Origin of the sequence: Mycobacterium kyogaense (genome assembly GCF_036946525.1) — a bacterium.
GTDB lineage: Bacteria > Actinomycetota > Actinomycetes > Mycobacteriales > Mycobacteriaceae > Mycobacterium > Mycobacterium kyogaense_A.
In genome coordinates this window covers 23,120-50,067 of sequence record NZ_JAQIIY010000013.1, presented here as the reverse complement: position 1 = coordinate 50,067, position 26,948 = coordinate 23,120, and the positions used below count along the sequence as shown (strand labels likewise).

Annotated in this window: 18 protein-coding genes; 6 read left to right on the top strand and 12 right to left on the bottom strand. The window is 67.2% G+C overall.

The features are described 5' to 3' along the window. Window positions 1-2 precede the first annotated feature (2 nt). From PGN37_RS11815 to PGN37_RS11790, 6 genes are all read right to left on the bottom strand, one after another. Window positions 3-1,400 carry an aspartate ammonia-lyase gene (locus PGN37_RS11815; protein WP_335331215.1) on the bottom strand — a complete coding sequence of 466 codons (1,398 nt, stop codon included), beginning with the start codon at window positions 1,398-1,400 and terminating at the stop codon, window positions 3-5. Further along, window positions 1,397-2,566 carry a M20 family metallopeptidase gene (locus PGN37_RS11810; protein ID WP_335331214.1) on the bottom strand — a complete coding sequence of 390 codons (1,170 nt, stop codon included), beginning with the start codon at window positions 2,564-2,566 and terminating at the stop codon, window positions 1,397-1,399. Before PGN37_RS11810 ends, PGN37_RS11815 begins: the two co-directional genes overlap by 4 nt. Further along, a complete protein-coding gene (locus PGN37_RS11805) occupies window positions 2,563-3,231 on the bottom strand; it encodes a DUF1028 domain-containing protein (RefSeq protein ID WP_335331213.1) in 669 nt (222 codons plus the stop codon). Before PGN37_RS11805 ends, PGN37_RS11810 begins: the two co-directional genes overlap by 4 nt. Further along, window positions 3,228-3,671: a RidA family protein gene (locus PGN37_RS11800; protein WP_335331212.1), complete on the bottom strand. Its 444-nt coding sequence runs from the start codon at window positions 3,669-3,671 to the stop codon at window positions 3,228-3,230. Before PGN37_RS11800 ends, PGN37_RS11805 begins: the two co-directional genes overlap by 4 nt. Before the next feature lie 25 nt (window positions 3,672-3,696). Next, a complete protein-coding gene (locus tag PGN37_RS11795) occupies window positions 3,697-4,959 on the bottom strand; it encodes a flavin-containing monooxygenase (RefSeq protein WP_335331322.1) in 1,263 nt (420 codons plus the stop codon). A 109-nt stretch (window positions 4,960-5,068) separates the two neighbouring features. Next, complete coding sequence (locus PGN37_RS11790; RefSeq protein WP_335331211.1) at window positions 5,069-5,980, bottom strand: LysR family transcriptional regulator; 912 nt, start codon at window positions 5,978-5,980, stop codon at window positions 5,069-5,071. A gap of 210 nt (window positions 5,981-6,190) precedes the next feature. Between PGN37_RS11790 and PGN37_RS11785 the strand changes: the two genes are divergently transcribed. From PGN37_RS11785 to PGN37_RS11770, 4 genes are all read left to right on the top strand, one after another. Then, complete coding sequence (locus tag PGN37_RS11785) at window positions 6,191-7,609, top strand: APC family permease (protein WP_335331210.1); 1,419 nt, start codon at window positions 6,191-6,193, stop codon at window positions 7,607-7,609. Between the two features lie 64 nt (window positions 7,610-7,673). Then, on the top strand, window positions 7,674-9,785 hold the full coding sequence (locus PGN37_RS11780) for an oxidoreductase (protein WP_335331209.1): 2,112 nt from the start codon (window positions 7,674-7,676) through the stop codon (window positions 9,783-9,785). A 13-nt stretch (window positions 9,786-9,798) separates the two neighbouring features. Beyond that, window positions 9,799-10,179, top strand: coding sequence for a cupin domain-containing protein (locus tag PGN37_RS11775; RefSeq protein ID WP_335331208.1), 381 nt, complete (start codon window positions 9,799-9,801; stop codon window positions 10,177-10,179). 27 nt (window positions 10,180-10,206) lie between these two features. Beyond that, window positions 10,207-11,697 carry an aldehyde dehydrogenase gene (locus PGN37_RS11770; RefSeq protein WP_442932914.1) on the top strand — a complete coding sequence of 497 codons (1,491 nt, stop codon included), beginning with the start codon at window positions 10,207-10,209 and terminating at the stop codon, window positions 11,695-11,697. Between the two features lie 90 nt (window positions 11,698-11,787). On the opposite strand, the gene htpG is transcribed toward PGN37_RS11770, so the two are convergent. After that, window positions 11,788-13,737: a molecular chaperone HtpG gene (gene htpG, locus PGN37_RS11765; RefSeq protein ID WP_335331206.1), complete on the bottom strand. Its 1,950-nt coding sequence runs from the start codon at window positions 13,735-13,737 to the stop codon at window positions 11,788-11,790. A 46-nt stretch (window positions 13,738-13,783) separates the two neighbouring features. Next, window positions 13,784-14,167 carry a hypothetical protein gene (locus PGN37_RS11760; RefSeq protein ID WP_335331205.1) on the bottom strand — a complete coding sequence of 128 codons (384 nt, stop codon included), beginning with the start codon at window positions 14,165-14,167 and terminating at the stop codon, window positions 13,784-13,786. A 345-nt stretch (window positions 14,168-14,512) separates the two neighbouring features. Here PGN37_RS11760 and PGN37_RS11755 point away from each other — a divergent pair, with 345 nt between their 5' ends. Then, window positions 14,513-14,683 carry a hypothetical protein gene (locus PGN37_RS11755; RefSeq protein ID WP_335331204.1) on the top strand — a complete coding sequence of 57 codons (171 nt, stop codon included), beginning with the start codon at window positions 14,513-14,515 and terminating at the stop codon, window positions 14,681-14,683. 32 nt (window positions 14,684-14,715) lie between these two features. Here PGN37_RS11755 and PGN37_RS11750 read toward each other — a convergent pair whose 3' ends face one another. Beyond that, entirely contained in the window at window positions 14,716-14,940 is a 225-nt protein-coding gene (locus PGN37_RS11750; RefSeq protein ID WP_335331203.1) for a DUF3618 domain-containing protein, read from the bottom strand. A gap of 110 nt (window positions 14,941-15,050) precedes the next feature. On the opposite strand from PGN37_RS11750, the gene bcp reads away from it, so the two are divergent. Then, window positions 15,051-15,524 carry a thioredoxin-dependent thiol peroxidase gene (bcp, locus tag PGN37_RS11745; protein ID WP_335331202.1) on the top strand — a complete coding sequence of 158 codons (474 nt, stop codon included), beginning with the start codon at window positions 15,051-15,053 and terminating at the stop codon, window positions 15,522-15,524. Here bcp and PGN37_RS11740 read toward each other — a convergent pair. From PGN37_RS11740 to PGN37_RS11730, 3 genes are all read right to left on the bottom strand, one after another. After that, a complete protein-coding gene (locus tag PGN37_RS11740) occupies window positions 15,501-16,847 on the bottom strand; it encodes a dipeptidase (protein ID WP_335331201.1) in 1,347 nt (448 codons plus the stop codon). The two genes, bcp and PGN37_RS11740, sit on opposite strands and share 24 nt — an antisense overlap. A 90-nt stretch (window positions 16,848-16,937) precedes the next feature. Next, entirely contained in the window at window positions 16,938-17,330 is a 393-nt protein-coding gene (acpS, locus tag PGN37_RS11735; protein ID WP_110797910.1) for a holo-ACP synthase AcpS, read from the bottom strand. A 22-nt stretch (window positions 17,331-17,352) separates the two neighbouring features. After that, window positions 17,353-26,643 (bottom strand): fatty acid synthase subunit beta domain-containing protein, encoded by a 9,291-nt coding sequence (locus PGN37_RS11730; protein WP_335331321.1) that lies wholly within the window; start codon window positions 26,641-26,643, stop codon window positions 17,353-17,355. Between the last annotated feature and the right edge of the window lie 305 nt (window positions 26,644-26,948).

Sequence of the window (26,948 nt, the reverse complement as noted above, 5' to 3'; positions counted from 1 at the left end):
CATCACATCGGTCGAGGACCGATCAGATTGTCAGGCCGCAGGATGGTCTCCAACTCAGACGCGGTCAGTAGACCGCGGTCGAGTACGAGCGACGCGATATCGGAGTCGGACGTCAACGCGTCGGCGGCGAGGCGGGTCGCCGCCTCGTAGCCGATGTACGGATTGAGCGCGGTGACCAGACCGATGGAATGGTCAACTGTGGCGCGCATTCTGGCGACGTTGGCAGTGATGCCCGCGACGCAGCGGGTGCGCAGTGTGTCGCAGGCAGCCGTCAGGTGGGAGAGCGACTCGAAGAGACTGTGCGCGATGATCGGCTCAAACGCGTTGAGCTGCAACTGCCCGCCCTCGGCGGCCATGCATATCGCGATGTCGTTGCCGATGACCTCGAACGCGACCTGATTGACGACCTCCGGGATGACCGGGTTGACCTTGCCCGGCATGATGCTCGACCCCGCTTGCACGGCGGGAAGATTGATCTCGCCGAAACCTGCCCGGGGACCCGAGGACAGCAGCCGCAGATCGTTGCAGATCTTCGACAACTTCACCGCAGTACGCTTCAGCACTCCCGACAGCTGAACGAAAGAACCCACGTCCTGGGTGGCCTCGACGAGGTTCGACGCGGTGACGAGTGGCAGTTCCGTGGTCTTGCGCAGTTCCTCGCACACCGCATCGGCGTAGCCACGATGCGCGTTGAGGCCGGTGCCGATCGCTGTGCCGCCGAGGTTGATCTCGGAGATCAGCGTCACGGCCTCCCCGAGTCGATCGCCGTCCTCGCCGACCATCACGGCGTAGCTACCGAACTCTTGGCCAAGCGTCATCGGCACCGCGTCCTGCAACTGCGTGCGGCCCATCTTGAGATGGCCGCTGAACTCAACAGCCCTGTCGGCAAAGGCTTTGACCAGCTCTGCCATGGCGACCTGCAGCCGATGCACGCCGAACTGCAGTGCGATCTTCAGCGCCGTCGGGTAGACGTCGTTGGTGCTCTGGCTGAGGTTGACGTGTTCCAGCGGGTGCAGGTGCAGGTAATCGCCACGCCGATATCCGAGCAGTTCGAGCCCCCGGTTGGCGATCACCTCGTTGGCGTTCATGTTGGTCGACGTCCCAGCGCCCCCCTGGATGACGTCGACCACGAACTCGTCATGCAGTGCGCCGGACCTGATCTCCTGGCACGCCGCGACGATGGCGTCTGCTCGCTCGGCGTCAAGCAATCCCAGACGGCGATTCGCCCGTGCTGCGGCAAGTTTCACGCAGGCGAGCGCGACGATCAGCTCCGGGTAACGGGAGATCGGGGTGCCTGTGATCGGGAAATTCTCCAACGCGCGCACGGTGTGCACGCCGTAATACGCGGCATCCGGCACGTCGTGGTCGCCGAGCAGGTCGCGTTCGACCCGCATGGTCATGCCGGCCCCCGCGAGCCGAGCAGCCGCTGCCGCGTCTCGGAGGTCGAGGCCGCGTCCAGCAGAGTCAGCGCGAGGGCGAGCGCACCCTCGGCCACCGCACGGTCGGCGGCGGCGGAGATCGCCGCAGCAGCGAACTCCGGTTGATGGTTCACAGCCGGCAGGGAGTCGATTCCGATGTAGGGATGAATGGCCGAGATGCGCTGCGACACATTGCCCATATCAGTCGATGCGCGATTCATCAGGGAGTCGGACCCCGCGCTGAACCGCCTGCCGATCTCCTCGGCGCGCCTGACATAAAGATCGAGAAGTGCTTCGTCGGTGCGGAACTCGGCGTACGGCTTGCTCTCGGGTGTGATCGTCAGCTGGCAGCCGGTTGCGTGGGCACCCGCCTCGAAGCATCGGTTGACGCGCTCCTCGAACTCGCCGAGTTGGGCGAGCGTTCCCGCGCGGACGTACCAGCGTCCCTCGGTCCGCTGCGGTATGGCATTGGGCGCCTCTCCCCCGTTCGTCATGACGCCGTGCACCCGGACGCCCTGCGGGAGTTGTTGGCGCATCAGGCCGATGGCCACCTGGGCGATCGTGAAGGCGTCGGCGGCGTTAATCCCTCTTTCGGGATAGGCGGCCGCATGCGAGGACTTACCGTCGTACCGAATGTGGCTGTGCGACACGGCATACGGCTGCGCACGCGCGACGTCGACAGGTCCGGGATGCACCATTGCCGCGGCGTGCACGCCCGCGAAGCCGCCGCGGTCGAGCATCTCGATCTTGCCACCGCCGCCCTCTTCGGCGGGAGTGCCGAACACCGACAGCGTGATGCCGAGGTCGTCGACGTAGGGCGCCAACGCCAACGCCGCCCCGATGGAGATAGCGGCGATGACGTTGTGGCCGCATGCGTGACCCAGTCCGGGGAGAGCGTCGTACTCGGCACACACGGCCAGGTGCAGCGGCCCGGTGCCGCGGCGCGCGAGGAAGGCGGTCTCCAATCCGGTGAACTTCTCTTCGACAGCGAAACCCGCGTCAGCGAGTTCACCGGCGACCCGCGCGCAGGACCAGACCTCCTCCCAGGCGGTCTCGGGATGCGCGTGCAGGTCGTGCGACAACGAAAGGATGCGGTCGGTGGCACGTTCGGTCGCGGACCGAACGGCGTCGTCGAGTGCGGTGGTCACAGATCCCCCGGCACTCCGTAGGACGGCGCGGCAGTGGGATCGATTCCGCGCGTGCGATAGTCGGCCTTCTGCGGTTCCCACACCGACCACAGCCGCTCCAGTTCGGCGATCGGATCGTCGTGCCAGTCCACCCGCAGATCGGTGACGGGCCATGCAACGTCCTCGACCACTTCGAGTCCAGCGGAATGCACAGGCCCCGCCTCGCCGCCTGCGTCGGCAGCAGCAGCAAGTCCGTCGAGTAGCTGACGCTCCAGCCTGCTCGCCGTCGAGGTGAGATACCCATCCAGCAGAGCATCGACGACGCTCGCGTGGGCCAGCATATTGCCCGCCGCGGCAGCGTTCTCGGTCCACGTCTCGTGCCGAGTCCCCAGCGCCTTGGCGCCGGTGTGGATAGCCGTGCCGCCGGCGGCGTCGACGATGATGACCTGCCGGTGTTCGGCGTGCGCCTCGCCGGCGATGGTGGCCCGCAGTGCAGCGTCGGCGTCGGCACCACCGGCAAGGGCATCCAATGCCACCGCACCGAGATTCGGGTTGGTGACGTTCTGGCTCGCGACCGCACCCACACCCGCACGCAGGTGCACGCACCGCGAGGCGACTGCGGGACTCGACGAGCAGACGACCATGCCGAACGCCGAACCGCTACGGACGACGAGGGAGAACGTCACGACAGGTTCCCGCTCAGCACTGCGGTGGCGTCGATCTCGACGAGCCACTCGGGGCGGGCCAGTGCGTCGACGACGAGGCCGGTGGACACCGGGTAGACGCCTTTGAGCCACCGTCCCATGACGCGATAGACCGTCTCGCGGTAGCGCACGTCGACCAGGTAGACAGTCACCTTGACGATGTGGGCGAGACTGCTGCCTGCTTCGTCGAGCAACATCGCGATGTTGGCCATCGCCTTCTCGGCCTGCGCCTCGACGTCGCCGATACCGACCGACTCACGGGTGTCGAGATCCTGTCCGATCTGGCCGCGGAGGTAGACCACGCCACCCGCGACAACGGCCTGACACAAATCGTTGTCGAGATCCTGCTCGGGGTAGGTGTCCTTCGTGTTGAACGGCCGAATCCTGGTGTGAATCACGTCAACTGGTGTCATGTCCGTCATCGACGGGCTCCTCTCCTGTCGGGCGTCAGCGATCAGCCAGCGCGGGTGTTTCGTACGCCAGATAGGCGCGCTGTATCGCGATCTGGTCGGCGAGGTATTTGGCGTCGTGCCACACACCCCAGATGAAGCTCGACCCGCGGCGGGACTGCCATGGCAGTCCGAGGAAGTAGAGGCCGGGTTCGGTCGACACCCCACGCTGATGTCGCGGCTTGCCGTGGTCGTCGAAGGCGTCCACCTGTAACCACCCGTAGTCGTACGCGAACCCGACGGCCCAGATGATCGTCGTGATACCGGCATCGGCGAGATGGATGGATTCGATCGGGTTCGTCACGCACTCCGGATCAGGGCCGAACACGCGAGCCTCCGACTCCTCGGGAAGGTCGAGTCCGTTGCGGGTGACGTAGGCGTCCGCCTCGTCAAGCATCGACAGGTAGTTCGCGTCACCCTTGTCGATGTTGTGACTCAGATCCGGCGCGAACGTCATCATCCCGCTTTCGTAAGGCCCGGCCATGCCGAGCAGCGTGATTCCTGTCGCCGCCAGATCACGGAAGTCGACCGTGTGGCCCCCGCGGGCTCCGCTCACAGCGATGGTCACGTGCTCGGCGCCGCGCGGCGGTGCGGGCATGTCCCACTTGCCGAGAACGCCCAGCCACCAGCAGAAATCGCGGCCGCGGTAACTACGTGGCGGGCGTTCGTGAGGTCCGACCGCAAGGTACACCCGTCGGCCGGACTGTCGGAGTTCACCGGCGATCTGCACGCCCGAGGATCCCGCGCCGATCACCATCACGGCACCCTCTGGCAGCTGCCGCGGATTGCGATAAGCGCTGGAGTGGATCTGATGAACGCCCGCGGACTCGGGCACGACGGACGGGACGATCGGCTTCTGGAAGGCACCGGTGGCCGCGACGACGAAGTTCGCGTCAATGGCTCCGTCAGAGGTCTGGGCTCGAAACCCGTACTGGCCGTGCCGTTTCCGGACTGATTCCACAGTGACGCCGGTGCGAATCGGCGCGCTGATCTTGTCGGCGTACGCGACCAGGTAGTCGGCGACCTCCTCCTTTCCCGCGAAAGCATCGGGAGCGACGTCGAATTGCAGGCCGGGAAAGCGGTCGTGCCACGCGGGGCCGTTGGCCACAAGCGAGTCCCAGCGCCACGACCTCCACCGCTCGGCGATGCGATCACGTTCCAGCACGAGGTGGGTGATGCCCTGCGCGCTGAGATGCTCGCTCATGGCGATGCCGGACTGCCCGGCACCGACGACGAGAACCTCGACCTGTTGGTTGGACAACATGACCTCCACTGTTGGGCGAACTGCTCGCCCTCCAATGGTTCAGCCGCCGACTACATCTGTACAGCTCATAGATTCGATGTATGACATCGGAAAAATCGATTCACGATCATCCGCCCGGCGGACGCGAGAACAGATTTCGGCAGAGCTCAGCAACGACGCTCGCGCGACGAGTGGGCTTCGCCGCCAACGCATTGAGCAGCACCACCGTCAGCGCCGGCGGATTTCCAGCGATCGGCACGGCGGCGACGGCGTGGCCGTCGAGCGCTGTCGGCACCGCCGCGCGCAGATTGAGGACGGTGTAGGCCAAGCCCCGGCCGACGAGCGCCCGACACGTCTCGACGGTCGTCGACCGGAAGCGCACATCGGGGCTGACGCCCGAGGCGTCGAACACGCTCTGGAAGTAGTCCCGGCTGTGCGGCAGATCGAGCAGCACCATCGGTTCATCAGCCAAATCGGCCAGGCGCACTCGTGTGCGCCCAGCCAACCGGTGGTCACCCGGCACCAGTACGTACGGGGGCAGCTGGAACAGGGGCCAACGTGTGAGCCGCGGGTCGTCGACGAGGTCGTAACCGATGCCGAGTTCGAACGTGCCGTCGGCCACGCCCTCCGCGAGGTCCGCGAGATCGACCTCCGTGGTCTGCAGGTGCAGGTTGGGCAGTTTCACCGCCGATGTCGCGAGCAGTTCCGGCAGCAGATACGGCGCCACCACCTGAAAGCAGCCGATCGACAGCGTGCCACTCAACGACGTGCCCAATCCGTGCGCGACGGCCCGCAGATCCGCCGCCGAGGCCAGTAGTTGCCGACTGGCGATCAACAGCTCCTTGCCCGCCGGTGTCAGGCTGATACCCCGCGCGTGGCGCCGGACCAGAACCTGCACAGACAACGCCGCCTCGAGGTCTGCCAGAGCCGCCGACATGGCCGACTGCGACAGGTGAACCGCCGCCGCAGCATGGGTGACGCTGCCCGCCTCCGCAACGGCGACGAAGTACTCCAGTTGCCGGAGCGTGTAATCAGCCAACTGAACCTCCACATCTGGAAAATCGATCTTAGTGTTCGGAAACACCGGCTGTACAGATGAAGCGAGCGGCTGCACTGTGTTCACATCACCCCGCTTGAGCCAGCCAGGAGTTGCCTGATGGGATCACCCTCGTTGCCAGACGACCACCTCGCATCGCGGACTTCGAAGCTCCGCTACACGCGATCGCTCCGACGACTCGACGTGCCGGTCATGATTCTGTCCGCGCTCATCGGCCTCGACATGGTCGGCGAGATCTCGTCGTTCGGGGCCGAGACGTTCACCTGGCTCTTGGTGCTGGGCGCGTTGTGGATGGTTCCGTACGGCCTCGTCACCGCCGAGCTCGGTAGCGCCTTTCCGGCCGAGGGAGGACTCTACGAGTGGGTCAAACGGGCTTTCGGTCGGCTCCCCGGATCACTGGCGACCGTCATGTACTGGTCCATCAACCCACTGTGGATCGGCGGCTCACTGGCTTTCATCAGCGCCGAGGCGTGGAGCACGTACATCACACCACTCAACCCCGGTGGTGTCGGCGATTACCTGTTCAAGATCGCCTTCGTCGTCGCCGCGGCAGGAATCACTTTGATGTCGCTGGAGCGGTGCAGGATCATCTTCAAGGTCGGCACCTACGCCAAGCTGCTTCTCGCCGTGTTCTTTCTCGGGACGACGCTGTTCTACGGAGTTCAGAACGGGTTCAACGGAGTTGGGACGCTGACATGGTCGCCCACACCGGTCGGCTTCCTCGGCCTGGTACCGCTGTTACTGTTCTCGCTCGTCGGATTCGAGGTGCCCAGTCAAGCGGGTGACGAAATGGAGAATCCGCAACGCGACGTGCCCCGCGGCATCGCCATCGGTGGCGTGATCGGACTGCTTGCCTACGCACTTCCCGTGCTCGCCCTGCTGGTGGTTCTGCCCCCGGACAAGATCACCGGCATCGCGGGGTTCATGGCCGCTGTCGAGACCGTCTTCGGTATCTACGGTCCCGCCGCCTCGATCCTGGTTCAGATCGCAGTCGTCGCCTTCATCGTGACGCTCGCGATCACCGGCGCCACCTGGGCCTTGGCGGCCAATCGGGCGTTGGCCGTGGCGTCTGCCGACGGAGCCTTCTTCCCGTACTTCGCGAAATTCGACGAGCGACGGCAGACGCCTGTTCGCGTGGGCGTCTTCACGGGCATCGTGTCGCTCACCTTCATGTTCGCCGGAATCGCCTTCTCCCAGGGGGACAGCGCCGCCACCTTCGGCGTGGTCCTTTCCATCACGATCTCGACATCGCTCATCGCCTACTGCTTCGTGTTCCCCGCCGCATACCGCCTGCGAACGACCCACCCCGACGTGCCGCGTCCCTACGCGGTGCCGGGCGGACGAACCGGCATGGCGGTCGCTGCCGGCCTCACCACGTTCTGGGCTCTGCTCGGCACCTGGGTCGCGGTGTTCCCCGGCACCTTGGAAACGCTGGTCGGACTCGATTACGACTTCCTCGACCACTGGGGCGTCACGCACGTTCGCTTCGAGGTGTTCACCCTCGGCACGCTGGCGGTCTTGTCCGCGATCGCGGTGGCGGGCTTCTGTGCCGGAAATTCCGGGCGCGCAACGACACCGCACGAGGTCACCGTCACGCGTGTGAACCGCTGAGCCCGACAACACTTCCCATACTGGATTCAACGAGCACCCCGGACCTCGGTCACAGGAGAAAACCATGAGAGACCCCCGCTACGACATCCTCTTCGAGCCGGTGCAGATCGGACCAGTCACAGCGCGCAACCGCTTCTACCAGGTTCCGCATTGCAACGGCATGGGCTACCGCGATCCGTCGGGCGAGGCCGTCATGCGCCAGGTGAAGGCCGAGGGCGGCTGGGCCGTCGTGTGCACCGAGCAGGTCGAGATCCATCCGACGTCCGACATCGGACCCTTCATCGAACTGCGCATCTGGGACGAGCAGGACATGCCCGCGCTCGCGCGCATCGCCGACAAGATCCACGAAGGCGGCGCTCTGGCAGGAATCGAGTTGGCGCACAACGGTCTCAACAGTCCCAATTTGATCAGCCGGGAAACGCCGCTGAGCCCACAGCACCTTCCGGTGGCCACATTCTCCTACGATCCGGTGCAGGCCCGCGCGATGACGAAGGCGGACATCGCCGATGTACGCCGCTGGCATCGCCAGGCCGTCCGCCGCTCGATCGACGTCGGCTACGACATCGTCTACGTCTACGCCGGCCACGCGCTGGGCGGTCTGCACCACTTCCTCTCCCGCCGCTACAACAACCGCACCGACGAATACGGCGGCAGCCTCACCAACCGGATTCGCTTTCTCCGCGAGGTGCTCGAGGATTCGAGGGAGGAAGCCGACGGCAAGGCAGCGATCGCGTGCCGTATCACCATCAACGAACTCCTCGGCGAGGACGGCATCACGCGCACCGAGATCGAGGACACCATCGGCGAGATCGGCGAGCACCCCGATCTATGGGATTTCGTCCTCGGGAGCTGGGAGGACGACTCCGTGACTTCACGGTTCGGCCCCGAAGCCGAGCAGGAACCCTACGTTCGCGGCTTGAAGGATCTCACGACCAAACCCGTTGTGGGCGTTGGTCGATTCACCTCGCCCGACACCATGGTGCACCAGATAGAGAGTGGTGTGCTCGACCTCATCGGTGCCGCACGTCCGTCGATCGCAGACCCCTTCCTGCCGCGCAAGATCGAAACGGGGAATCTGGAGGACATCCGGGAGTGCATCGGCTGCAACATCTGTGTGTCCGGTGACTTCACGATGTCGCCGATCCGGTGCACCCAGAACCCGACCATGGGCGAGGAATTCCGGCGCGGCTGGCATCCCGAGCGCATCCGCGTGAAGTCGTCCGACGCACACGTTCTGGTCGTCGGCGCAGGCCCTGCCGGCATGGAGGCGGCCAGGTCGCTCGGCCAGCGCGGGTACCGCGTCAGCCTGGCCGAATCGACCCGCGTTCTCGGCGGTCGCGTCGAACGGGAAGCCAAGCTGCCCGGCCTCTCGGCATGGATCCGAGTGGTCGACTACCGCCAGCAGCAGCTCCACAAACTCGACAACGTCGATGTTTTCATGCAGAGCGAGATGACCGTCGACGACGTCATCGACAATGACTTCAACCACGTCGTGCTGGCCACCGGATCACATTGGCGCAGTGACGGCGTCGGCCGGTGGCACACGCACCCGATCGAAATCGCCGAAGGTGCCGACGTCCTGACCCCCGACGCCATCCTGGCTGGCGTACGGCCCCGTGGTGAGCGCGTCGTGCTGTTCGACGACGATCACTACTACCTCGGAGGCGTGGTGGCCGAGCTGCTGGCCAAGGAGAACTTCGACGTCACACTGATCACCCCCGGTGCGCACGTCTCTGCGTGGACGGTCAACACCATGGAGGTCGCACGGATCCGCAAGCGCATCATCCGTGCAGGCATCCACGTCCTGACCAACACGACACTCAACCGCATCACCGCCGACGGTGTCGACACCGGTTGCGTGTTCACCGGCGACGAGGGCACGCTCGCGACCGACTCGGTAGTGCTCGTGACCAGCCGTCTTCCCGAAAACCGATTGTTCGACGAGCTCAACGCCCGCGAATCCGCATGGGCCGAAGCCGATCTCAGGACGGTGCGTGCGATCGGCGACGCCTGGGCCCCGTCCACCATCGCCGCCGCGGTGTGGGCGGGCCACCGCTACGCCGAGGAACTCGACGAGCCGACACCCGCCGACGTGCCGTTCCTTCGCGAGGTCACCGAACTGAGCGCCCACCCTGGACGACTGCTGCCCTTGGCGGTCGAACCCGCCCACGTCTGACGAAGGAGAACCGATGACCGAAACACGAAGTCCGGCAATGCAGCGTGTACCCACCGGAGACGCGGCACGTGAGGCGATGTCACCCTGCGCATACATCACCGCTGAATCACTGCGCACGGGCGCCCCCGACGAACATGACCTCGTCCACCTGTCGAGTTCCGATGCCAAATTCACGGTCGGGTCGTGGCGAGCCGAACCGTACAGCGAGTACATCGACGCCTACCCCGGCGACGAATATGCATTAGTGCTGGAGGGATCGGTCACGCTCAGCGGCGATGACGGTGTCACGCAAACATTTTCGGCTGGTGACGCCTACGTCATGCGCTCCGGCTGGCGCGGGGAGTTCCGCGTCACCGAGACGCTGACGAAACAGTTCGCGCTCTACATTCCGTAACCCCGTTGGGAAGGACATCACGTGACCATCACCGCTACAAGGGATCCCGCGACGCTGGACGACTGGACGCGGCATGCCGCCGAGCTTGCACCGCGCGACGGCATCTACATCGACGGCGCATTCCGTGGCGCCGAGTCGGGTGAGACCTTCGACTCCGTCAATCCGGCCACCGGCGAGGTGATCGCGGCGGTGGCATCGGCACAGGCGGCCGATGTCGACGCCGCCGTCGGGTCGGCCCGCCGGGCCTTCGATGCGGGACACTGGTCGCGAAGCTCCGTCGGCGACCGAAAGCGTGTCCTGCTGCGGCTCGCCGAGCTGGTCAACGAGAACAACGTCGAACTGGCACTTCTGGACTCGATGGACATGGGCAAGCTCGTGTCCGAGGCGTTCACGGTCGACGTGCCCTCTGCCGCTGGGTTGTGCGCCTACTACGGCGAGGCTCTCGACAAGATCAACGGCGAGATCGCGCCGACCGAGCCGGGAAACCTCGCTCTGGTGACCCGCGAACCGCTGGGCGTCGTCGGCGCCGTCACGCCGTGGAACTTCCCTCTCGACCTGGCCCTGTGGAAGGTCGCACCCGCCCTCGCCGCGGGAAACAGCGTCGTGCTCAAGCCTTCCGAGCGCGCACCGCTGTCGTCGCTGCGGTTGGCGGAACTGGCCACGGAGGCCGGTCTGCCCGCGGGCGTCCTCAACGTCGTTCCGGGTCTGGGCGCGAGCGCCGGCTCCGCACTCGGGCTTCATCCCGACGTCGACGTGTTGGCGTTCACGGGTTCGACCGCCACCGGCAAGCAATTCCTGCGCTACGCCGCCGATTCCAACATGAAGCAGGTATGGCTGGAATGCGGCGGCAAAAGCCCCAATGTGGTCTTCGAGGACGCCGATCTCGACAAAGCCGTCGAGATGGCCCTGTTCGGCGCGTTCTACAACCAGGGTGCGGTGTGTTCGTCCAATTCCCGCCTCTTGGTCCAGGACTCGATTGCCGAACGGTTCGTCGCCGATCTCGTCGAGCGTGCCGCAGCCATGCGGCCCGGCAACCCACTCGATCCGTCGGCCACCCAGGGCGCCATCGTCGATGAGGCCCACACCGAGCAGGTGCTCGGCTTCGTGGATCGAGCGCGCCGGCGCGGCGACGTCCGCGTCGGTGGGCAACGGGTGCACGCCGGCTGCTTCATCGAGCCCACGATCATCACGGGGCTCAGCCCGGCGGACGAACTCATCACCGACGAGGTGTTCGGACCCGTGCTCGCCGTGCAGACCTTCGGGGACGAGGACGACGCGGTCAGGATGGCGAACGACACCGTCTACGGCTTGGCAGCGTCTGTCTGGACAAACGATCTACGCCGCGCCCACGGCGTCGCAGCGAAACTGCGTGCCGGCACCGTCTCCGTCAACACCGTCGATGCTCTCAGCGCACAGACTCCGTTCGGCGGCTTCAAGCAGTCCGGCTTCGGACGGGATCTGTCGCTGCACGCGCTCGACAAGTACACGGGCCTCAAGACGACGTGGATCGCACTGTGACAGGGGCTGTCGACTCGGCAGGGGTGCGCTGAGGCTTCGCGTCGACCGGTCGCCACCCCCGGCGTCGGGCGGTGCTCTCGTCTTGCAGTCCTACAACGTCCGCGCGAGGCGGGCCGCCAGCAGGTCCGCGAAGCGCGCCGGATCGTCGAGCGCACCACCTTCGGCCAGAAGCGCCGTCCCGTAGAGGAGTTCGGCTGTTTCCGCGACCGTCGGATCATCCGGACGATCCTCGCGGGCCTGACGCAGCCCGGTCACGAGCGGATGATCCGGGTTGAGTTCGAGGATGCGCTTGGCGACGGGAACATCCTGTCCCGACGCCTTGTACAGGCGCGCCAGGGCCGGGGTGATGTCGAACGCATCGGTGATCAGGCAGGCCGGCGATTCGGTCAGCCGCGACGACAACCGCACCTCCTTGACGTGCTCGTCGAGCGTCTCCTTCAGCCACGACAACAGATCGGCGAACGTCTTGCCCTGCTCCTCGCGCTCTGATTCGCGTGCCGAGCGCTCCTCGTCGGATTCCAGGTCCACCTCTCCCCTGGCCACCGACTGCAGTGCTTTCCCGTCGAACTCGGTCACGGTCTGCACCCAGACCTCGTCGACCGGGTCCGTCAGCAGCAGCACCTCATAGCCCTTGGCCGTGAATGCCTCCAGGTGCGGAGACTTCAGGATTTGCTCCCGCGTCTCGCCCGTGGCGTAGAAGATCTGCTCCTGGCCGTCCTTCATGCGCTCGACGTAGCCGGCCAACGTGGTCGGCTCGTCCTCGATGTCACTGCGAGTCGACACGAACGACGCGATCCGCAGCAGCGCGTCGCGGTTGTCGGCGTCTGAGAGCAGGCCTTCCTTGACGACGCGGCCGAACTGCGTCCAGAACGTGCGGTAGTCCTCCGGACGGTCGTTCTGCAGCTCGGCGATCGTCGAGATGACCTTCTTGGTCAGCCGCCGCCGGATCGCGGTCACCTGGCGGTCCTGCTGCAGGATCTCGCGAGACACGTTGAGCGACATGTCTTGTGCGTCCACGACACCCTTGACGAAGCGCAAGTACTGCGGCAGCAGCTCGTCGCAGTCGCCCATGATGAACACGCGTTTGACGTAGAGCTGGATGCCCACGTGCGCGTCGCGGTCGAAGAGATCGAACGGCGCTTGCGACGTGATGAACAGCAGCGCCTGGTACTCGAAGGTGCCCTCGGCCTTCATAGCGATGACCTCGAGCGGTTCGTCCCAGGCCCGGGCGATGTGCCGGTAGAACTCGGTGTACTCCTCGGCGGTCACCTCGTCCTTGGAGCGGGACCACAGCGCCTTCATCGAGTTCAGCGTCTCGGTCTCCACCGTCACGGTGTCCTCGTCGCCCTCGTTGCCGTCGACGCTGGCGGCCGGGCTGTGCCGCTCCACCTGCATGCGCACGGGCCAGGAGATGAAGTCGGAGTACTTCTTCACCAGGTTCCGCAGCGTCCACTCCGCGGTGTAGTCGTGCAGCTGGTCCTCGGCATCCTCGGGCTTGAGGTGCAGCGTGACGGAGGTGCCCTGTGGCGCATCGGCGACCGTGGCGATCGTGTAGGTGCCGTCTCCGCTGGACTCCCAGCGGGTGGCCTCACCCTCCCCGGCCTTGCGGGTGAGCAGCTCGACGCGGTCGGCCACCATGAACACCGAGTAGAACCCGACACCGAACTGACCGATCAGCTGCTCTCCGGCGTCCCCTTCTGGGGACTCGCGCAGCTGCTGACGCATGCGGGCGGTGCCGGACTTGGCCAATGTGCCGATGAGTTCGACCACCTCGTCGCGGCTCATCCCGATGCCGTTGTCACGCACCGTCAGTGTGCGGGCCTGCGTGTCGGTGATGAGCTCGATGTGCAGATCCGAGGTGTCGACGTCGAGATCCTTGTTGCGGTACGCCTCGAGCTTCAGTTTGTCCAGAGCATCCGATGCGTTCGAAATGAGTTCGCGCAGAAACGATTCCTTGTGCGAATACACCGAGTGGATCATCAGATCCAACAGCTGCCGGGCCTCGGCCTGGAATTCGAACTGCTCCACATCCGCGCTCATGACGTCCTCCTCTTCTGAAATTCGCGCAGTGGATTCGTGCGTGGGCTCAGCGTCGGGGCGGCGCACCCGGCCCGGGCTGACCCGTCAACGGGTTCGGGGCGGCTCCGGGCTGCCCCGGATGGTGTTGCTGCTGATGAGCCTGCATCGCCTGCACGAGCGGATTCTCCTTCATCAGTGCGCGGCGATCGTCGTCACTCAGCTCGTAGAAAGTCCACATGGCCCACGCGGCGGGCCGCACATACAGCGTGACCTTCTGCCGCTTGCGGTTGTTCTGCGGCAGCATCGCCGGAATCGGCACCACCCGGTCCAGCGTCACAGCGCTGACCAGTTCCTGCGCCAGCTGGTCGACATCGGTCAGATCCTGCAATTCGTACACCGAAGCCTGGTGGCTGGGTTGTGACGGGCCCTGCAGGGCGAGAAACCACGCCATCGCGCGTCTCCTTTGCTCGTGGTGGGTCAGCCGTCAGCGTAGATGACCCGGCACGGGTGCCGACGCCCCTGCCTGTCGGCGGAAACGCGCACCCGTTTTTGACGATCACGCAAAATAATCGCGTTCCGCAGGACGAGCCCGGAACAATGTGCTAGGAGTCACTCTCACGGACAGATATCGACCCAGGCGTCAATGCGCAGAAGTGGCCGGAACATTTCCTCAGTGCGCTGAATGGATAGTGATTGCGCTGGCCATCGGGTACATCGGGTGTTATGGTGCCGTTAGCTGATCACGACGGAACCGGGGCAATCCTCGATCCGTGTCGGGAAACGAGGAACTTAGCTGATGTCAGGGCTGATGGAGCCGTCGGTGACCGCGGCGGCGACGAGTGGCGCAGGCGCGGACGCAGCCGCGCAGCTCCCGGTGCTGGTGCACAGCTGTAGCCGGCTCGGCCGCGTGGCCAACCCGCCCGGGTTTTCCTTCTCGAACTGGTTCCGCTCGGCCCGTCGCCGCTGAACCGTCAGCGGGGAACCGTCAGCGGGGAACCGTCAGCGGCGTGCGCGCCGCACGACCACCACGAGCACCAGCACGCCGACGCCGGCCAGCGAAGCCATCACCGGCGGCTTCGTCACGAAGCGCACCACACCTGCTTTGAGATCGTCGGCCAGCCGCCGCGGGTTGGCCCGCGCAGTCAACGAGTCGACAGTCAGAGCCAACTGATCGCGCGCCTGATCGATCTCGGCCTTGATGGTGTCGGGATCACGATCCGCCACGTATGCCTCCGCCCGTCTGTCGGTCCTGCCGCACTACCCTAGTTCAGCGGGCGCTCCGCGCAGCGCCCGGCCGCGTATCGGTGCCACGGATCGAAGGAGAGCCACCAGCCATGCCGCAGACTCCCCGCCTCGAGGTGGGCGACAAAGCCCCCGCGTTCAGCCTCCCCGACGCCGACGGCAACACCGTCTCGTTGTCGGACTACGCAGGCCGCAAGGTCGTCGTGTACTTCTACCCCGCCGCCTCCACCCCTGGCTGCACGAAACAGGCCTGCGACTTCCGCGACAACCTGGCCGAGTTGGGCGGTGCCGGGCTCGACGTGGTCGGCATCTCCCCCGACAAACCCGAGAAGCTCGCCAAGTTCCGGGACAAAGAAGACCTGAACTTTCCGCTCCTGTCCGATCCCGATCGCACGGTGCTCGAAGCCTGGGGCGCCTACGGCGAGAAGACGATGTACGGCAAGACCGTCAAGGGCGTGATCCGCTCGACGTTCGTCGTCGACGAGAAGGGCACGATCGAGGTGGCGCAGTACAACGTGCGCGCCACCGGCCACGTCGCCAAGCTACGACGGGACCTGTCGGTCTGATCCGAGTTTGGCGAGCAGGAGTGCTTCTGCCGTCGCGGCGCGCTCCAGGACGCCGAGGTGCAGGCTCTCGTTGATGCTGTGCGCCTGCGTATCTGGGTCCTCGACGCCTGTCACCAGGACCGTGGCGTCGGGGAACGCCTCTGCGAACGCCGCGATGAACGGGATCGACCCGCCGACGCCGGCATCCACCGCGTCCTGGCCCCACGCCTCCCGGAACGCCTCGCGCGCCGCGTCGTAGATCGGCCCGGTGGCGTCGATGGCGTATGGCTGGCCGACGTCGCCCGGGGTGACGGTGACGCGAGCGCCCCACGGTGCATGCTGTTGCAGATGCCGGGTCAGCGCGGCAAGGTGCTCGCCGGCGTCGCCGCCTGGAGCCACCCGCATGCTGACCTTGGCCCGCGCCGACGGGATCAACGTGTTCGACGCCTTGGCGATCGGAGTGGTGTCAATGCCGATGACCGTGATCGCCGGTTTGGCCCACAGCCGTTGTGCGACTGCGCCAGAACCGATTTCGCCGACACCGTCGAGCACTCCGGTGTCGGCGCGCACCCGTTCGGGTGTGTAGTCCACGTCTGCTGCCGTCGCTTCGTGCAGACCTTCGACGGCCACGTTGCCGCCGTCGTCGTGCAGGCTGGCCAGCAGCCGCACCAGCACCATGAGCGCGTCAGGCACAACGCCGCCCCACATGCCGGAATGCAGGCCGTGGTCGAGTGTGGAGACCTCGACCACGCAGTCGGCCAGGCCGCGCAACGACACGGTCAGCGACGGGATGTCGGTGCTCCAATTGTCGGAGTCGGCGATCACGATGACGTCGGCGGCCAGCGCGTCCTTGTGCGCCGCCAGCAGGCGCGACAGCGACGGCGAGCCGGACTCCTCCTCACCCTCCACGAACACCGTCACGCCGACGGGCGGGGCGCCGCCGTGGGCTCGAAAAGCGGCCAAATGTGTTGCGATACCTGCTTTGTCGTCAGCCGTACCGCGACCGTAGAGCCGGCCGTCACGCTCCGTCGGCTCGAACGGCGGACTGTGCCAGGCCGCGGGATCACCTTCGGGTTGCACGTCGTGATGCGCGTACAGCAGTACCGTGGGCGCTCCCTCAGGGGCCGGATGACGGGCGATGACCGCCGGCGCACCACCCTCGGCCACGATGCGGACATCGCCGAAACCCGCCTCCGACAACAGCTTCGCCACGGCCTCGGCGCTGCGCGTGACCTCGTCACGGCGCCCGGGATCGGCCCACACGGACTCGATACGCACCAGATCCTCGAGATCGGCCCGCACCGAGGGCAGGACGTCGCGGACCCGCTGAACGAGATCACTCATGTCGACGAGGGTAGTGCGTCACGAACGTGCGCGAACTCGCCGCATTGTGCGGCGTGGCGCCCGCAGACGCGCACTCTCGCGGGGGAACGGTCAGCGCTCTTCGAGGACCGCGACGGCGGCCGCGGTGTCGGCTTCGTGGGTGAGCGACAGGTGGATGGTCACCTCTTTGAGGTGCTCGGCCACCGCGCCCGTCAACCGGACGCGGGGCCTGCCCCACATGTCGGTGATCACCTCGATGTCGCGGTGGATCGCCTCCGGCAGCACCGGGCGCTTGGAGAACCGCGATCCCGACCACGCCTTGATCACGGCCTCCTTGGCCGCCCACCGCGCCGCCAGGTGGCGCGCCGCCGACGAACTCTTGTCGGCGGCGTCGCGCCGCTCCCCTGGTGTGAACGTTTCCGCGAACACCGTGCCCGGCCGGTCAACCTGCTCGGCGAAGTCGGGAATGGAGACGAGGTCGATACCTATCCCGACGATGCCCACGGCCAGCACGCTATCCCACGGATCACCGCTGATACACCCCGTTCTCGCCGAGACGCGATGCCGTGTCGAGCAGCATGGCCGCCTCCTGCGCCTTCTCGGGCTGATCGTGGTCGAAGCGACGCCCCTCGGGCCGCTCGTACATCGGCCGTCCACCCGCGATGGCCGAGGCCAACCGGCGCTGACCGGCGAGCGTGCGCTCCTGAGCCTGGGCGGTGTAGGCCGCCCGCTGCTCGGGAGTCAGCGTCGCCAGGAACGCCTGCGGGTGCACCAGCGCGATCAGACCCGACACGTGCCCGAACCCGAGGCTGGTCACCAGACCGGCCTTGAGCGGGTACTTCTCGCCGAGGCGCAGCGTCTCGCGTGCCCACACGAAGTGCGCCGAGGTGGCCAGCTCGTCGTCGACACAGTCCAGGCTGCGGTTCGGCGGGATGACACCGTCACGCAGGACCTGGCACAGGCCCATCATCTGGAAGACCGCGGCACCGCCCTTGGCGTGGCCGGTGAGGCTCTTCTGGCTGATGACAAACAGCGGCGCACCCTCGGAGCGGCCCAGCGAGGCCGCGAGCCGCTCGTGCAGCTCCGTCTCGTTGGGATCGTTGGCCAGCGTCGAGGTGTCGTGCTTGGAGATCACCGCGATGTCGTCGGCACCCACCCCGAGCTTGTTCAGCGAACGCGCCAGCATCGAGTCACGGCCACCGCGGCCGGCACCCAGCGCACCCAACCCGGGGGCCGGGATCGAGGTGTGCACACCGTCGGCGAAGGACTGTGCGTACCCGACCACCGCGAGCACCGGCAGACCCATCTTGAGCGCCAGATCGCCGCGCGCCAGCAGGATGGTGCCGCCGCCTTCGGCTTCGAGGAAGCCGAGCCGGCGCCGGTCGTTGGCACGCGAGAACTTCGAGTCGCTGATGCCCTTGGCGCGCATCACCTCGGTGTCGGCGGTGGCCGCCATGTCACCGAAGCCGATGATCGCTTCCAGCGTCAGATCGTCGAAGCCGCCTGCGACCACGAGTTCGGCCTTGCCGAGCTTGATCTTGTCGACGCCCTCTTCGACGGAGACCGCGGCGGTCGCGCAGGCACCCACCGGGTGCACCATCGCGCCGTAGCCACCGACATAGGACTGCATGACGTGCGCTGCAACGACATTCGGCAGCACCTCCTGCAGGATGTCGTTCGGCTTGCTGCGGCCCAGCAGGTTGCCGTGGTACATGGTCTGCATCGAGGTCATGCCGCCCATGCCGGTGCCCTGTGTGGAGGCCACCAAGCTCGGGTGCACCCATCGCATCAGCTCTGACGGCGTGAAGCCCGACGACAGGAACGCATCGACGGTCGCGACGATGTTCCACAGCGCTACCCGGTCGATCGATGTCGCCATGTCGGGGCTGACACCCCACACGGTCGGATCGAAGCCGGTCGGGATCTGGGCGCCCACGGTGCGCGAGAGCTTGGTCTTGCGCGGAACGCGGATCTCGGTGCCCGCCTTGCGGATCACCTCCCAGTCGCCACTGTCCGGGATCGGCCGGGCCACGGTGTGCTCGGGATCGAACGCGACGAATGCCCGGGCGTCGGTCTCGCTGGACACCACGAACCGGAAGTCCTTGTCCAGGAACACACTCACCAGCAGCGGCGAGGCGTGATCGGGATCGATCGCACCGTCGTCGACGAACTCGCGGATGCCGCACCGCTCCACGACCGTGTCGTGGTACCGCTCGACGAGCTCGGATTCGTCGACCAGATCACCGGATTGCGCGTCGTACCAACCCGGCTGGGGATCGTCCTCCCACGTGATCAGTCCGGTCGTCCACGCCAGCTCGAGCACACCGGCTGCCGACAGTTCGTTGTCGACCTCCATCTCGAAGCGGGTCCGCGACGAACCGTACGGACCGAGTTCGGCGCCGCCGACGATGACCACCAGGTCGGCAGGGTCGACGTCGAGGTCGGCCCACTCCGGCACCGGCGCACCGGCGACCGCGCGGGGCGGCGACGGCAGAGCCGAAATCGTCTGCGCGGCAACCTCGTCCTCGGTGTCGTCCGCAGCGGGCGCGGCTGTCGCCTCGTCGCGGGCCTTGGCGGCGAGCTCGGCCATGTCGAGATTCGCCTCGGCCAGACCACCGGTGAGGTCGGCCTCGACCGGCTCACGCGCCGCCGCGACCTTGGTCTCGACGTCGCACAGGTCCAGCAGCATGCTCGCCATCTGCTCCGTGGAGTAGGTGGTGACGCCCGCTTCTTCGACCGCGTCGACGATGACGTCGTTGTGACCCATCAGCCCGGTGCCACGGGTCCAGCCGATCAGCGCGTGCGCCAGGCTGACCCGCTGCGCCCACGAGGTCTCGGCCTTCCAGCGCGACACCAGCGCGTCGAGCGACGCCTTGGCCTCACCGTAGGCACCGTCACCGCCGAACATGCCGCGGTTGGGCGAGCCCGGGAGCACCACGTGCAGACGTGCCGCGATGTCGCGGTCCGCCCCGATGTGGGACAGCCCGGCGATCAACCGCTGCACCGCCCACAGCAGGACCTTCATCTCCATCTCGGCGCGCGCACCGACCTCGGAGAGGTCGCCACCGACGCGCGGCGCTGCGAACGGGAACAGCAGCGTCGGCGACAGCGCGTCCTTGACGTGGATCGATTTGGGCCCGAGGCTCTCGGTCTGCTCGTTGCCCACCCACTCCACGAGGGCGTCGATGTCGTTGTAGGAGGCCATGTTCGCGGGCAGCACCCACAGCTTGGCGCCGAAGCCGGCGTTGTCGCGGTACAGGTCGCGGTAGAAGGCGAGTCGCGAATCGTCCAGCTTGGACGTCGTCGCGATCACCGTCGCGCCACCGGCGAGCAGCTGCCCTGCCACCGACGCCGCGATCGAGCCCTTCGACGCGCCGGTCACGACCGCGACCTCGTCGCTGTAGCGGCCCTTGCCCGGATTCTCCGCGCCGGCTGCCGCACGGGCGTACAGCGAGGCGTGCACGGTGCGGCCCGCGGCCAGTGCCTTGCCCTGCCAGTAGGTCGCCTGCGTGCCGACCACGTGACCCGCGCCCTCGAACCGCTCCGAGAGACGCGCCCAGTCGGCGTCGATCTCGTCCTCGTCCATCAGCCAGATCTTGACCAGATCCTCACGCGCACTGGCCCAGCGGTCGTCCAGCAGCACGGCCTTGCGGGCGTCGAACGACGGCGCCACCAGACGCGGCCACTCCGATCCCAATTCGGCGGTGACCAGATCGATGAGCTCTGCGTCGGCCGCGGCCTCCGGGGTCACCAGAGGCGCGCCCAGGCCGAGCTGATCGAGGATCGTGCGGGCCGCAGAGGCCAGCACACCGTCGGGTCCGGTCACCTGCTCGGCGAACTCGCCGAGCGCCGCCGAGTCGACGACACCGCCGCCGGCACCGCCGGCAGAGGGCAACGACACCGGGACGCCGCGGCGTGCCGCGACGGCAGCCACCGCCGCGTCGATCGCCTTGTCGACCGAGGCCGCATCAGCCAGCGCACCGTCGTGCAGACCACCGAGTGCCCCGCCACGAACACTGGAGCCCTCGCGGGTCCCCAGCGCCACCTCGACGGTGGCGTGCTTGGCCCAGCCCTCACCAAGCTCCCACGTCTTGGTGACGCGCTCGGTGATGTAGGCGGGACGCTTGCCCGACGGCCCGAGGACCGTGCGCAGCTGGTCGTTGATCGCGTCGGAGAGCACCGGTCCGAACGGCTTGTAGGTGCGGGCCAGCTTGGTGACCTGACCCTTCAACCCGGCCAGATCGGCTTCTGCGGCACCGTCGATCGCGCCCAGGTTCAGCTCGGAACCAAGGTCGACGAGCATCTGGTTGCGTCGCGAGGACGCACCGTCGGTGATGGACTCGATGGAGTCCAGCGCCTCGATCTGATCGATGCGGATCTTCGCCGACAGCGCGATGAGCGCCATCGTCGCGTCTGCCGCGTCGAACGTGATGTCGTCCGGACGGGGTCCGCCCGACGGTGCTGCCGCGGGAGCGGGAGCAGCCGGAGCCGCCTCGACCGGCGGTGCGACCGCTTCGGCGGAGGCGGGCGGCGGAGGCGTGTCCTCGATCTCGGGCTCGGGATCGGTGTCGGTCGCGAACAGCACCGCGGCGTCACGCTCGGCGTTGAGCACCTCGGTGGTGTTGTGCGAGTACTCCGGCAGCTTTAGCGTGTTGGTGGCCAGCCCGGCGACGGTCGGCGCGTTCTTCACACCGATCTCGACGAAGCGCTCCACCCCGAGTCCGCCTGCGGCCTCTTCGATGAACAGCAGATCCTGGGTCTCGATCCAGCGCACCGGGCTGGCGAACTGCCAGGCCAGTAGCTCGATGACGATCTTGCGCATCAGCTCACGCGGACGCTCGTTGCGCCACGTGTCGTAGTCGGCGAGGATCTCGTCGAGAGGCTCGGCGGGCACCAGATCGCGGATCTCCTGCACGAAGTCGCGGTCCAGCGTGAACGGCCGCGGCACCAGGTTCGGAATGTAGCGACCGATCAACAGATCTGGATCGGCGTCGTCCGGCATGACCCGCTCGAGGGCACGACGGAAGTCGGCGACACCGACCCGCAGCACCGAGGAGTGGAACGGCACGTCGATGCCGGGCACGAGGATGAACGACCGCTTGCCGCCGGAGATCTCGCGGCGCCGCTCGACCTCCTCCTCGAGCGCTTCCAGACCTGCGACCGTGCCCGCGATGGCGTACTGCGCACCACGCAGGTTGAAGTTCACGATTTCCAGGAACTCACCGGTGCGTTCGGAGACCTCGGCGACGAACGCCTTGACATCGTCGTCGTCGAGATCGATCTGCGACGGACGGATGGCCGCCAGCCGGTAGTTCGACCGGCCCTGGGCGTCGCGCGGCACGATGTCGTGCATCTTCGACCCACGGTGGAAGACGACCTCGAGCAGGGCTTCGAGCGGGTACACGCCGGAAACGCATGCCAGCGCAGTGTATTCACCGACGGAGTGCCCGCAGGCGATGGCGCCCTCGACGAACGCGCCCTGCTCACGCATCTCGGCGACCTGGGCCGCCGCGACCGTGGCCATCGCGACCTGGGTGAACTGCGTCAGGTACAGCACGCCTTCGGGGTGGTGGTAGTGCACACCGGAGGCGATCAGGCTGGTCGGGTTGTCGCGCACCACGTGCAGCACCGAGAAGCCCAACGTCTCGCGGGTGAACTTGTCGGCGGTGTCCCACACCTTGCGGGCCGCCTTGGAGCGACCGCGCACGTCCATTCCCATGCCCTTGGACTGGATGCCCTGACCCGGGAAGGCGTACACCGTCTTCGGCGCGGCGAGCTGCGCGGTGGCAGCCATCACGAGCTCACCGGAGACCTTGGCCGACACCTCGATGATCTCTGCGCCGCGGTCGATTCCGACCCGGTCGACGCGGAACTCGATCTCGTCGCCCGGCAATACCATGCCGAGGAAGCGAGACGTCCAGCCGACCAGACGTGCGGGCGGGGTGGCCCGGCCGTCGGTCGCGGTGACGGCGTGCTGTGCGGCTGCGGAGAGCCACATGCCGTGCACGATCGGCGTTTTCAGGCCGGCCAGCAGTGCGGCGGCCCGATCGGTGTGAATCGGGTTGTGGTCACCGGAGACCACCGCGAACGCACTCATGTCGACCGGCGCGGTGACGACCACGTCGCGGCGACGACGGCGCGGGGTGTCGGTGGCGTTGTCGGTGATGGCACCGCCGGCACGCGGCGGATCCGTTAGCTCGGCAGCACCGGTACGGCCGCGGATGGCGAAGCGCTCCTCCAGGGTCGCCAGAACGGTGCCCTCGGAGTCGGCGATCGACACCTCGACCGGCACGACGCGCCCGACCTCGGTATCGGTGGCCGCCAGAGTGGTTGCGGTGACGGTCAATTCGGACGCGTCGGTGGGCATCGGCGCGAGCAGATGCGCGGCATGGTCGAGGTGGACCAGGCTCAGCAGGCCCTCGACGACGGGGAAGCCGTCCTCGGTGAGGGCGGACCCGATGGCCGAGAAGACCGCGGGCCAGCACAGGCCGACCAGGGCGTCGGGCACCAGGGTGAGGCCCGGCGCGAGCGGAGCGCCGAACGTGGCGGTCACGCCGGTGTGGTCGGCGACCTTCTCCGGATCCCATTCCACGGTGACGGTCGAGGTGTTGTCGACCACGGCGGGCAGCGAGTCCGGCCCGTCGACGCCAGCGGCGATCGCGAGCACGGCGCGCATCGCCCGCGACGCATCTTCCACGGTGACGATCGGCATGCCGCCGTCGACGGTGGTCGAGGGCAGCGTGAAGCGGATCTCGATCCAGATGTCGGACAGCGGAACACTAAGCGTCACAACAGGATTCCCCGGTCGCTCCGCTCCTGCCCGCCGATCGGAATCCGACGCCAGCTCCAGGCGCGCACCGGTATTCGGGTGGGTCGCGCTCGGCTTGCCGGGCACGTCGTTGACCTGCCATTCGCCGGGCGCACCGATGCGATGCACCGGGTTGATGGCGGTACGACCGGCCCACAGGACGTCGGGCGAATCGAGGACCACGGCGAGCGGCCCACCGACGTCGGCGCGCGCCTGACGACGCGACACGACTGGCACCGGCTGCGAGCCCTCGGCCAGCACGCGATCGACGATCTCCTTCTCGAACCGGTCGAGCAGATCGCCGACCGGCTCGTCGACGCGGGTGATACCGGCGACTGCCTGGGTGCCCGGGATGATGCACACCTGGTCGGCGGTGTAGCGGGCGTCGTGGGCCTGCCACAGCGAGTCACTGCGCCACCACCGCCGCACATCCTTGTCGACGACCGGCACGAAGTTCACCGGCTTGCCCGGCTTCTTGCACAGCGTCACGAAGAACGGCACATCGGCGGGGTGCAGGCGCACCGCCTCGGCGTCGGGGTAGCGGGTGAGCAGCGCGGCGATCGCCTGCTGCGGATCGTCGAGCAGGGCCTGGCCGTCGGCACCGAAGAGGGTGTCGATCGGACCGAAGTCCTTCTCCGACAAGCGCGCTTCGGCGCGGTTGAGCATGGCCTCGAACCGATCCCGCCAGGTGTCGGCCAGCCAGGGGCTGCCCGGGGCGGCGGTGTCGGCGGTGCTGTCGCCGTCGCCGATGGCCAGCTCGACGTAGCGCTGCAGCCACTGCAGGTAGGTCATGTCACCGATGTCGCCGAAGTACGGCTTGGCCGTGCCGGCCATCGCGGCGATGATCTCGTCGCGGCGCTCGGCGACGGCGTCGGCGTCACCGGCGACCTCGTCGAGGAGGCGGCCGCATCGCGAGGCGGCGTTGTCGATCTCGTGGATGTCGGCGCCCAATTGGCTACGGCCACTAGCCATTCCGTTGATCGCATGGCCGGCGCCCACCCAGGTGTCGGTGCCGGTGGTCTCCACGAGCATCTGCTTGACCGCCGGCGACGTCGTCGCCTCCTTGGTCGCCATCGCGGCGGTGCCGACGAGGATGCCGTCGACGGGCATCGCCGGGAAGCCGTAGGGCTTGGCCCAGTCACCGGACAAGTACTCGGCGGCGCGCTCCGGCGTACCGATACCGCCGCCGACGCAGATCGTGATGTTGCGGTACTTGCGCAGGTCCCCGTAGGTGGACAGCAGGAGGTCGTCGAGGTCCTCCCACGAGTGGTGGCCGCCGGCGCGGCCGCCCTCGATGTGGACGATGACGTCGCGCGTGGGCACCTCGGTCGCGATCTTGATGACGGACTTGATCTGGTCGACCGTGCCGGGCTTGAAGCAGACGTGGGTGATGCCGACGGTGTTGAGTTCCTCGATGAGGTCGACGGCCTCTTCCAGGTCGGGGATGCCCGCGGTGACGACGACGCCATCGATGGGCGCACCCGACTGGCGGGCCTTCTGCACCAGACGCTTGCCGCCGACCTGCAGCTTCCACAGGTAGGGGTCGAGGAACAGCGAGTTGAACTGGATCGCACGCCCGGGCTCGAGCAGCTGGGTCAGCTCCGCGACGCGCGCGTCGAAGATCTCCTCGGTGACCTGGCCACCGCCGGCCAGCTCGGCCCAGTGCCCGGCGTTGGCCGCGGCGGCGACGATCTTGGCGTCGACGGTGGTGGGGGTCATGCCGGCGAGCAGGATCGGCGACCGGCCGGTGAGGCGGGTGAACTTGGTCGACGCCTTGACCGAACCGTCGGGCAGGGTGACGGGCGTGGGTGCGTAACTGGACCACGCCGGCGCGACGTCGGGGGCGGCGCCGACGGTGAAGAGGCTGCGCTGGCCGGCGCGGGTGGCGGCTGCGACGATGCCGATACCCAGGCCGCGGATCACGGGAGCCGTCAACCGGGTGACGGTGTCGCTCGGGCCGAGATCGACGATCCACTTGGCGCCGGCTGCGGCGAGGCCTTCGACCTCGGAGACCCAGTCGACCGGCTTGATGAAGATGTGCTCGGTCAGCATGCGGGTGAGTTCGCGGTCCAGGCCGGTGCGCGCCGCCCATTCCTCGACCAGGTCGACACCGTCGGCCAGCCGCGGGGTGTGGAAGCCGACCTCGACGTTGAGTTGGTTGAACACCGGACGGAAGATCGCGCCGCCGCGGGTCTTGTTCTTACGCTCGGCCTCTTCGCGCTCGGTGATCTTCTCGCAGTAGAGCTCGAAACGGGCCAGCTGCTCGGGCGTTCCGGTGATGACGACGGACCGACGACCGTTGCGGATGGACAGCGCAGGAGCCAGAACCGTGCGGACGTCCTGGGCGAACTCGTCGAGAAGCGCGGCGATGCGGGCCGGGTCGACGTTGGTGACCGACACCATCGGCGACTTGTCACCGCGGCCGACCATGCCGCGGCGGCGGGACACCAGCGAGCCTGCGGCGCCGATCAGCTGACCGATAGCGAGCAGCTCGGCGTCGCGCGCGCCGTGGGCCTTGAGCGACTCGACGGCGGTGATGCCCTGCGAGTGCCCCGCGATGGCCACGGGCGGATGACCCTCGAGGTCCAAGCCCTGGCGCTTGAGCGCCCGCTGCGCGGCCATCTGCGTGAGCAGGATGCCCGGACCGGAGATGGCTGCGGTGGTGAGATCTTTGACCGACGGCAGCGGCTCGTCGGCGGCGAGCGCGCGAATCCACTTCATCGGTTCGAAGCCGATGGGACGGACGACCACCAGCTCGCGGGCCAGCGGCTCGAGCAGCAGCTCGGCCTCCGCCACCAGCTGGCTGATCTCGGACTCGATGCCCGCGGAGTTGACAAGCTCTTCCAGGTTCTCCAGCCAGGGACCGCCCTGGCCACCGAACGCCACGGCGTAGGGCTCACCGGCGTGCAGACGATCGACGAGCGCGTGCGCTCCGGCCAGAGGTTCGAAAGTGTGTCCGCTGTCGGAATCTGCGTGAGTGGTCGCACGGTGCTGGTCGTTGATCGTCACGTCGTGTGTTCTCCTCAGTGGTGCGTTGCGCGGCTCTGTGGGCGCGTACTGCTCGTGATCGGTGGGCTGATAGCTCGTCGTCGACGGCAGGCGAGCCCGCGTCGTGGGCCAGGGCGATTCGGCGTCGAATCCGGCTGGTCTCGACCACTGCACCTCGAAGGCATGAGGCATGGTGGCGGACACTGCAGCCGTACTAAGAGTGTCATAAGAGACGACTCGATTTTGGCGGCTCAAATGGTTACTGGCGAGTTCTACGCACGGGTAACAGAAATGCGCGTAACGCAGCGCCGGAGAGGGCCGGTCGG

Excerpts from the sequence above, each read along its gene's own strand:
- PGN37_RS11815 (WP_335331215.1), bottom strand. The coding sequence starts at position 1,400 with ATGACCATGCGGGTCGAACGCGACCTGCTCGGCGACCACGACGTGCCG.
- PGN37_RS11800 (WP_335331212.1), bottom strand. The coding sequence starts at position 3,671 with ATGACGGACATGACACCAGTTGACGTGATTCACACCAGGATTCGGCCG.
- PGN37_RS11785 (WP_335331210.1), top strand. The coding sequence starts at position 6,191 with ATGATTCTGTCCGCGCTCATCGGCCTCGACATGGTCGGCGAGATCTCG.
- PGN37_RS11780 (WP_335331209.1), top strand. The coding sequence starts at position 7,674 with ATGAGAGACCCCCGCTACGACATCCTCTTCGAGCCGGTGCAGATCGGA.
- PGN37_RS11775 (WP_335331208.1), top strand. The coding sequence starts at position 9,799 with ATGACCGAAACACGAAGTCCGGCAATGCAGCGTGTACCCACCGGAGAC.
- htpG (WP_335331206.1), bottom strand. The coding sequence starts at position 13,737 with ATGAGCGCGGATGTGGAGCAGTTCGAATTCCAGGCCGAGGCCCGGCAG.
- PGN37_RS11760 (WP_335331205.1), bottom strand. The coding sequence starts at position 14,167 with ATGGCGTGGTTTCTCGCCCTGCAGGGCCCGTCACAACCCAGCCACCAG.
- PGN37_RS11755 (WP_335331204.1), top strand. The coding sequence starts at position 14,513 with ATGTCAGGGCTGATGGAGCCGTCGGTGACCGCGGCGGCGACGAGTGGC.
- bcp (WP_335331202.1), top strand. The coding sequence starts at position 15,051 with ATGCCGCAGACTCCCCGCCTCGAGGTGGGCGACAAAGCCCCCGCGTTC.
- PGN37_RS11740 (WP_335331201.1), bottom strand. The coding sequence starts at position 16,847 with ATGAGTGATCTCGTTCAGCGGGTCCGCGACGTCCTGCCCTCGGTGCGG.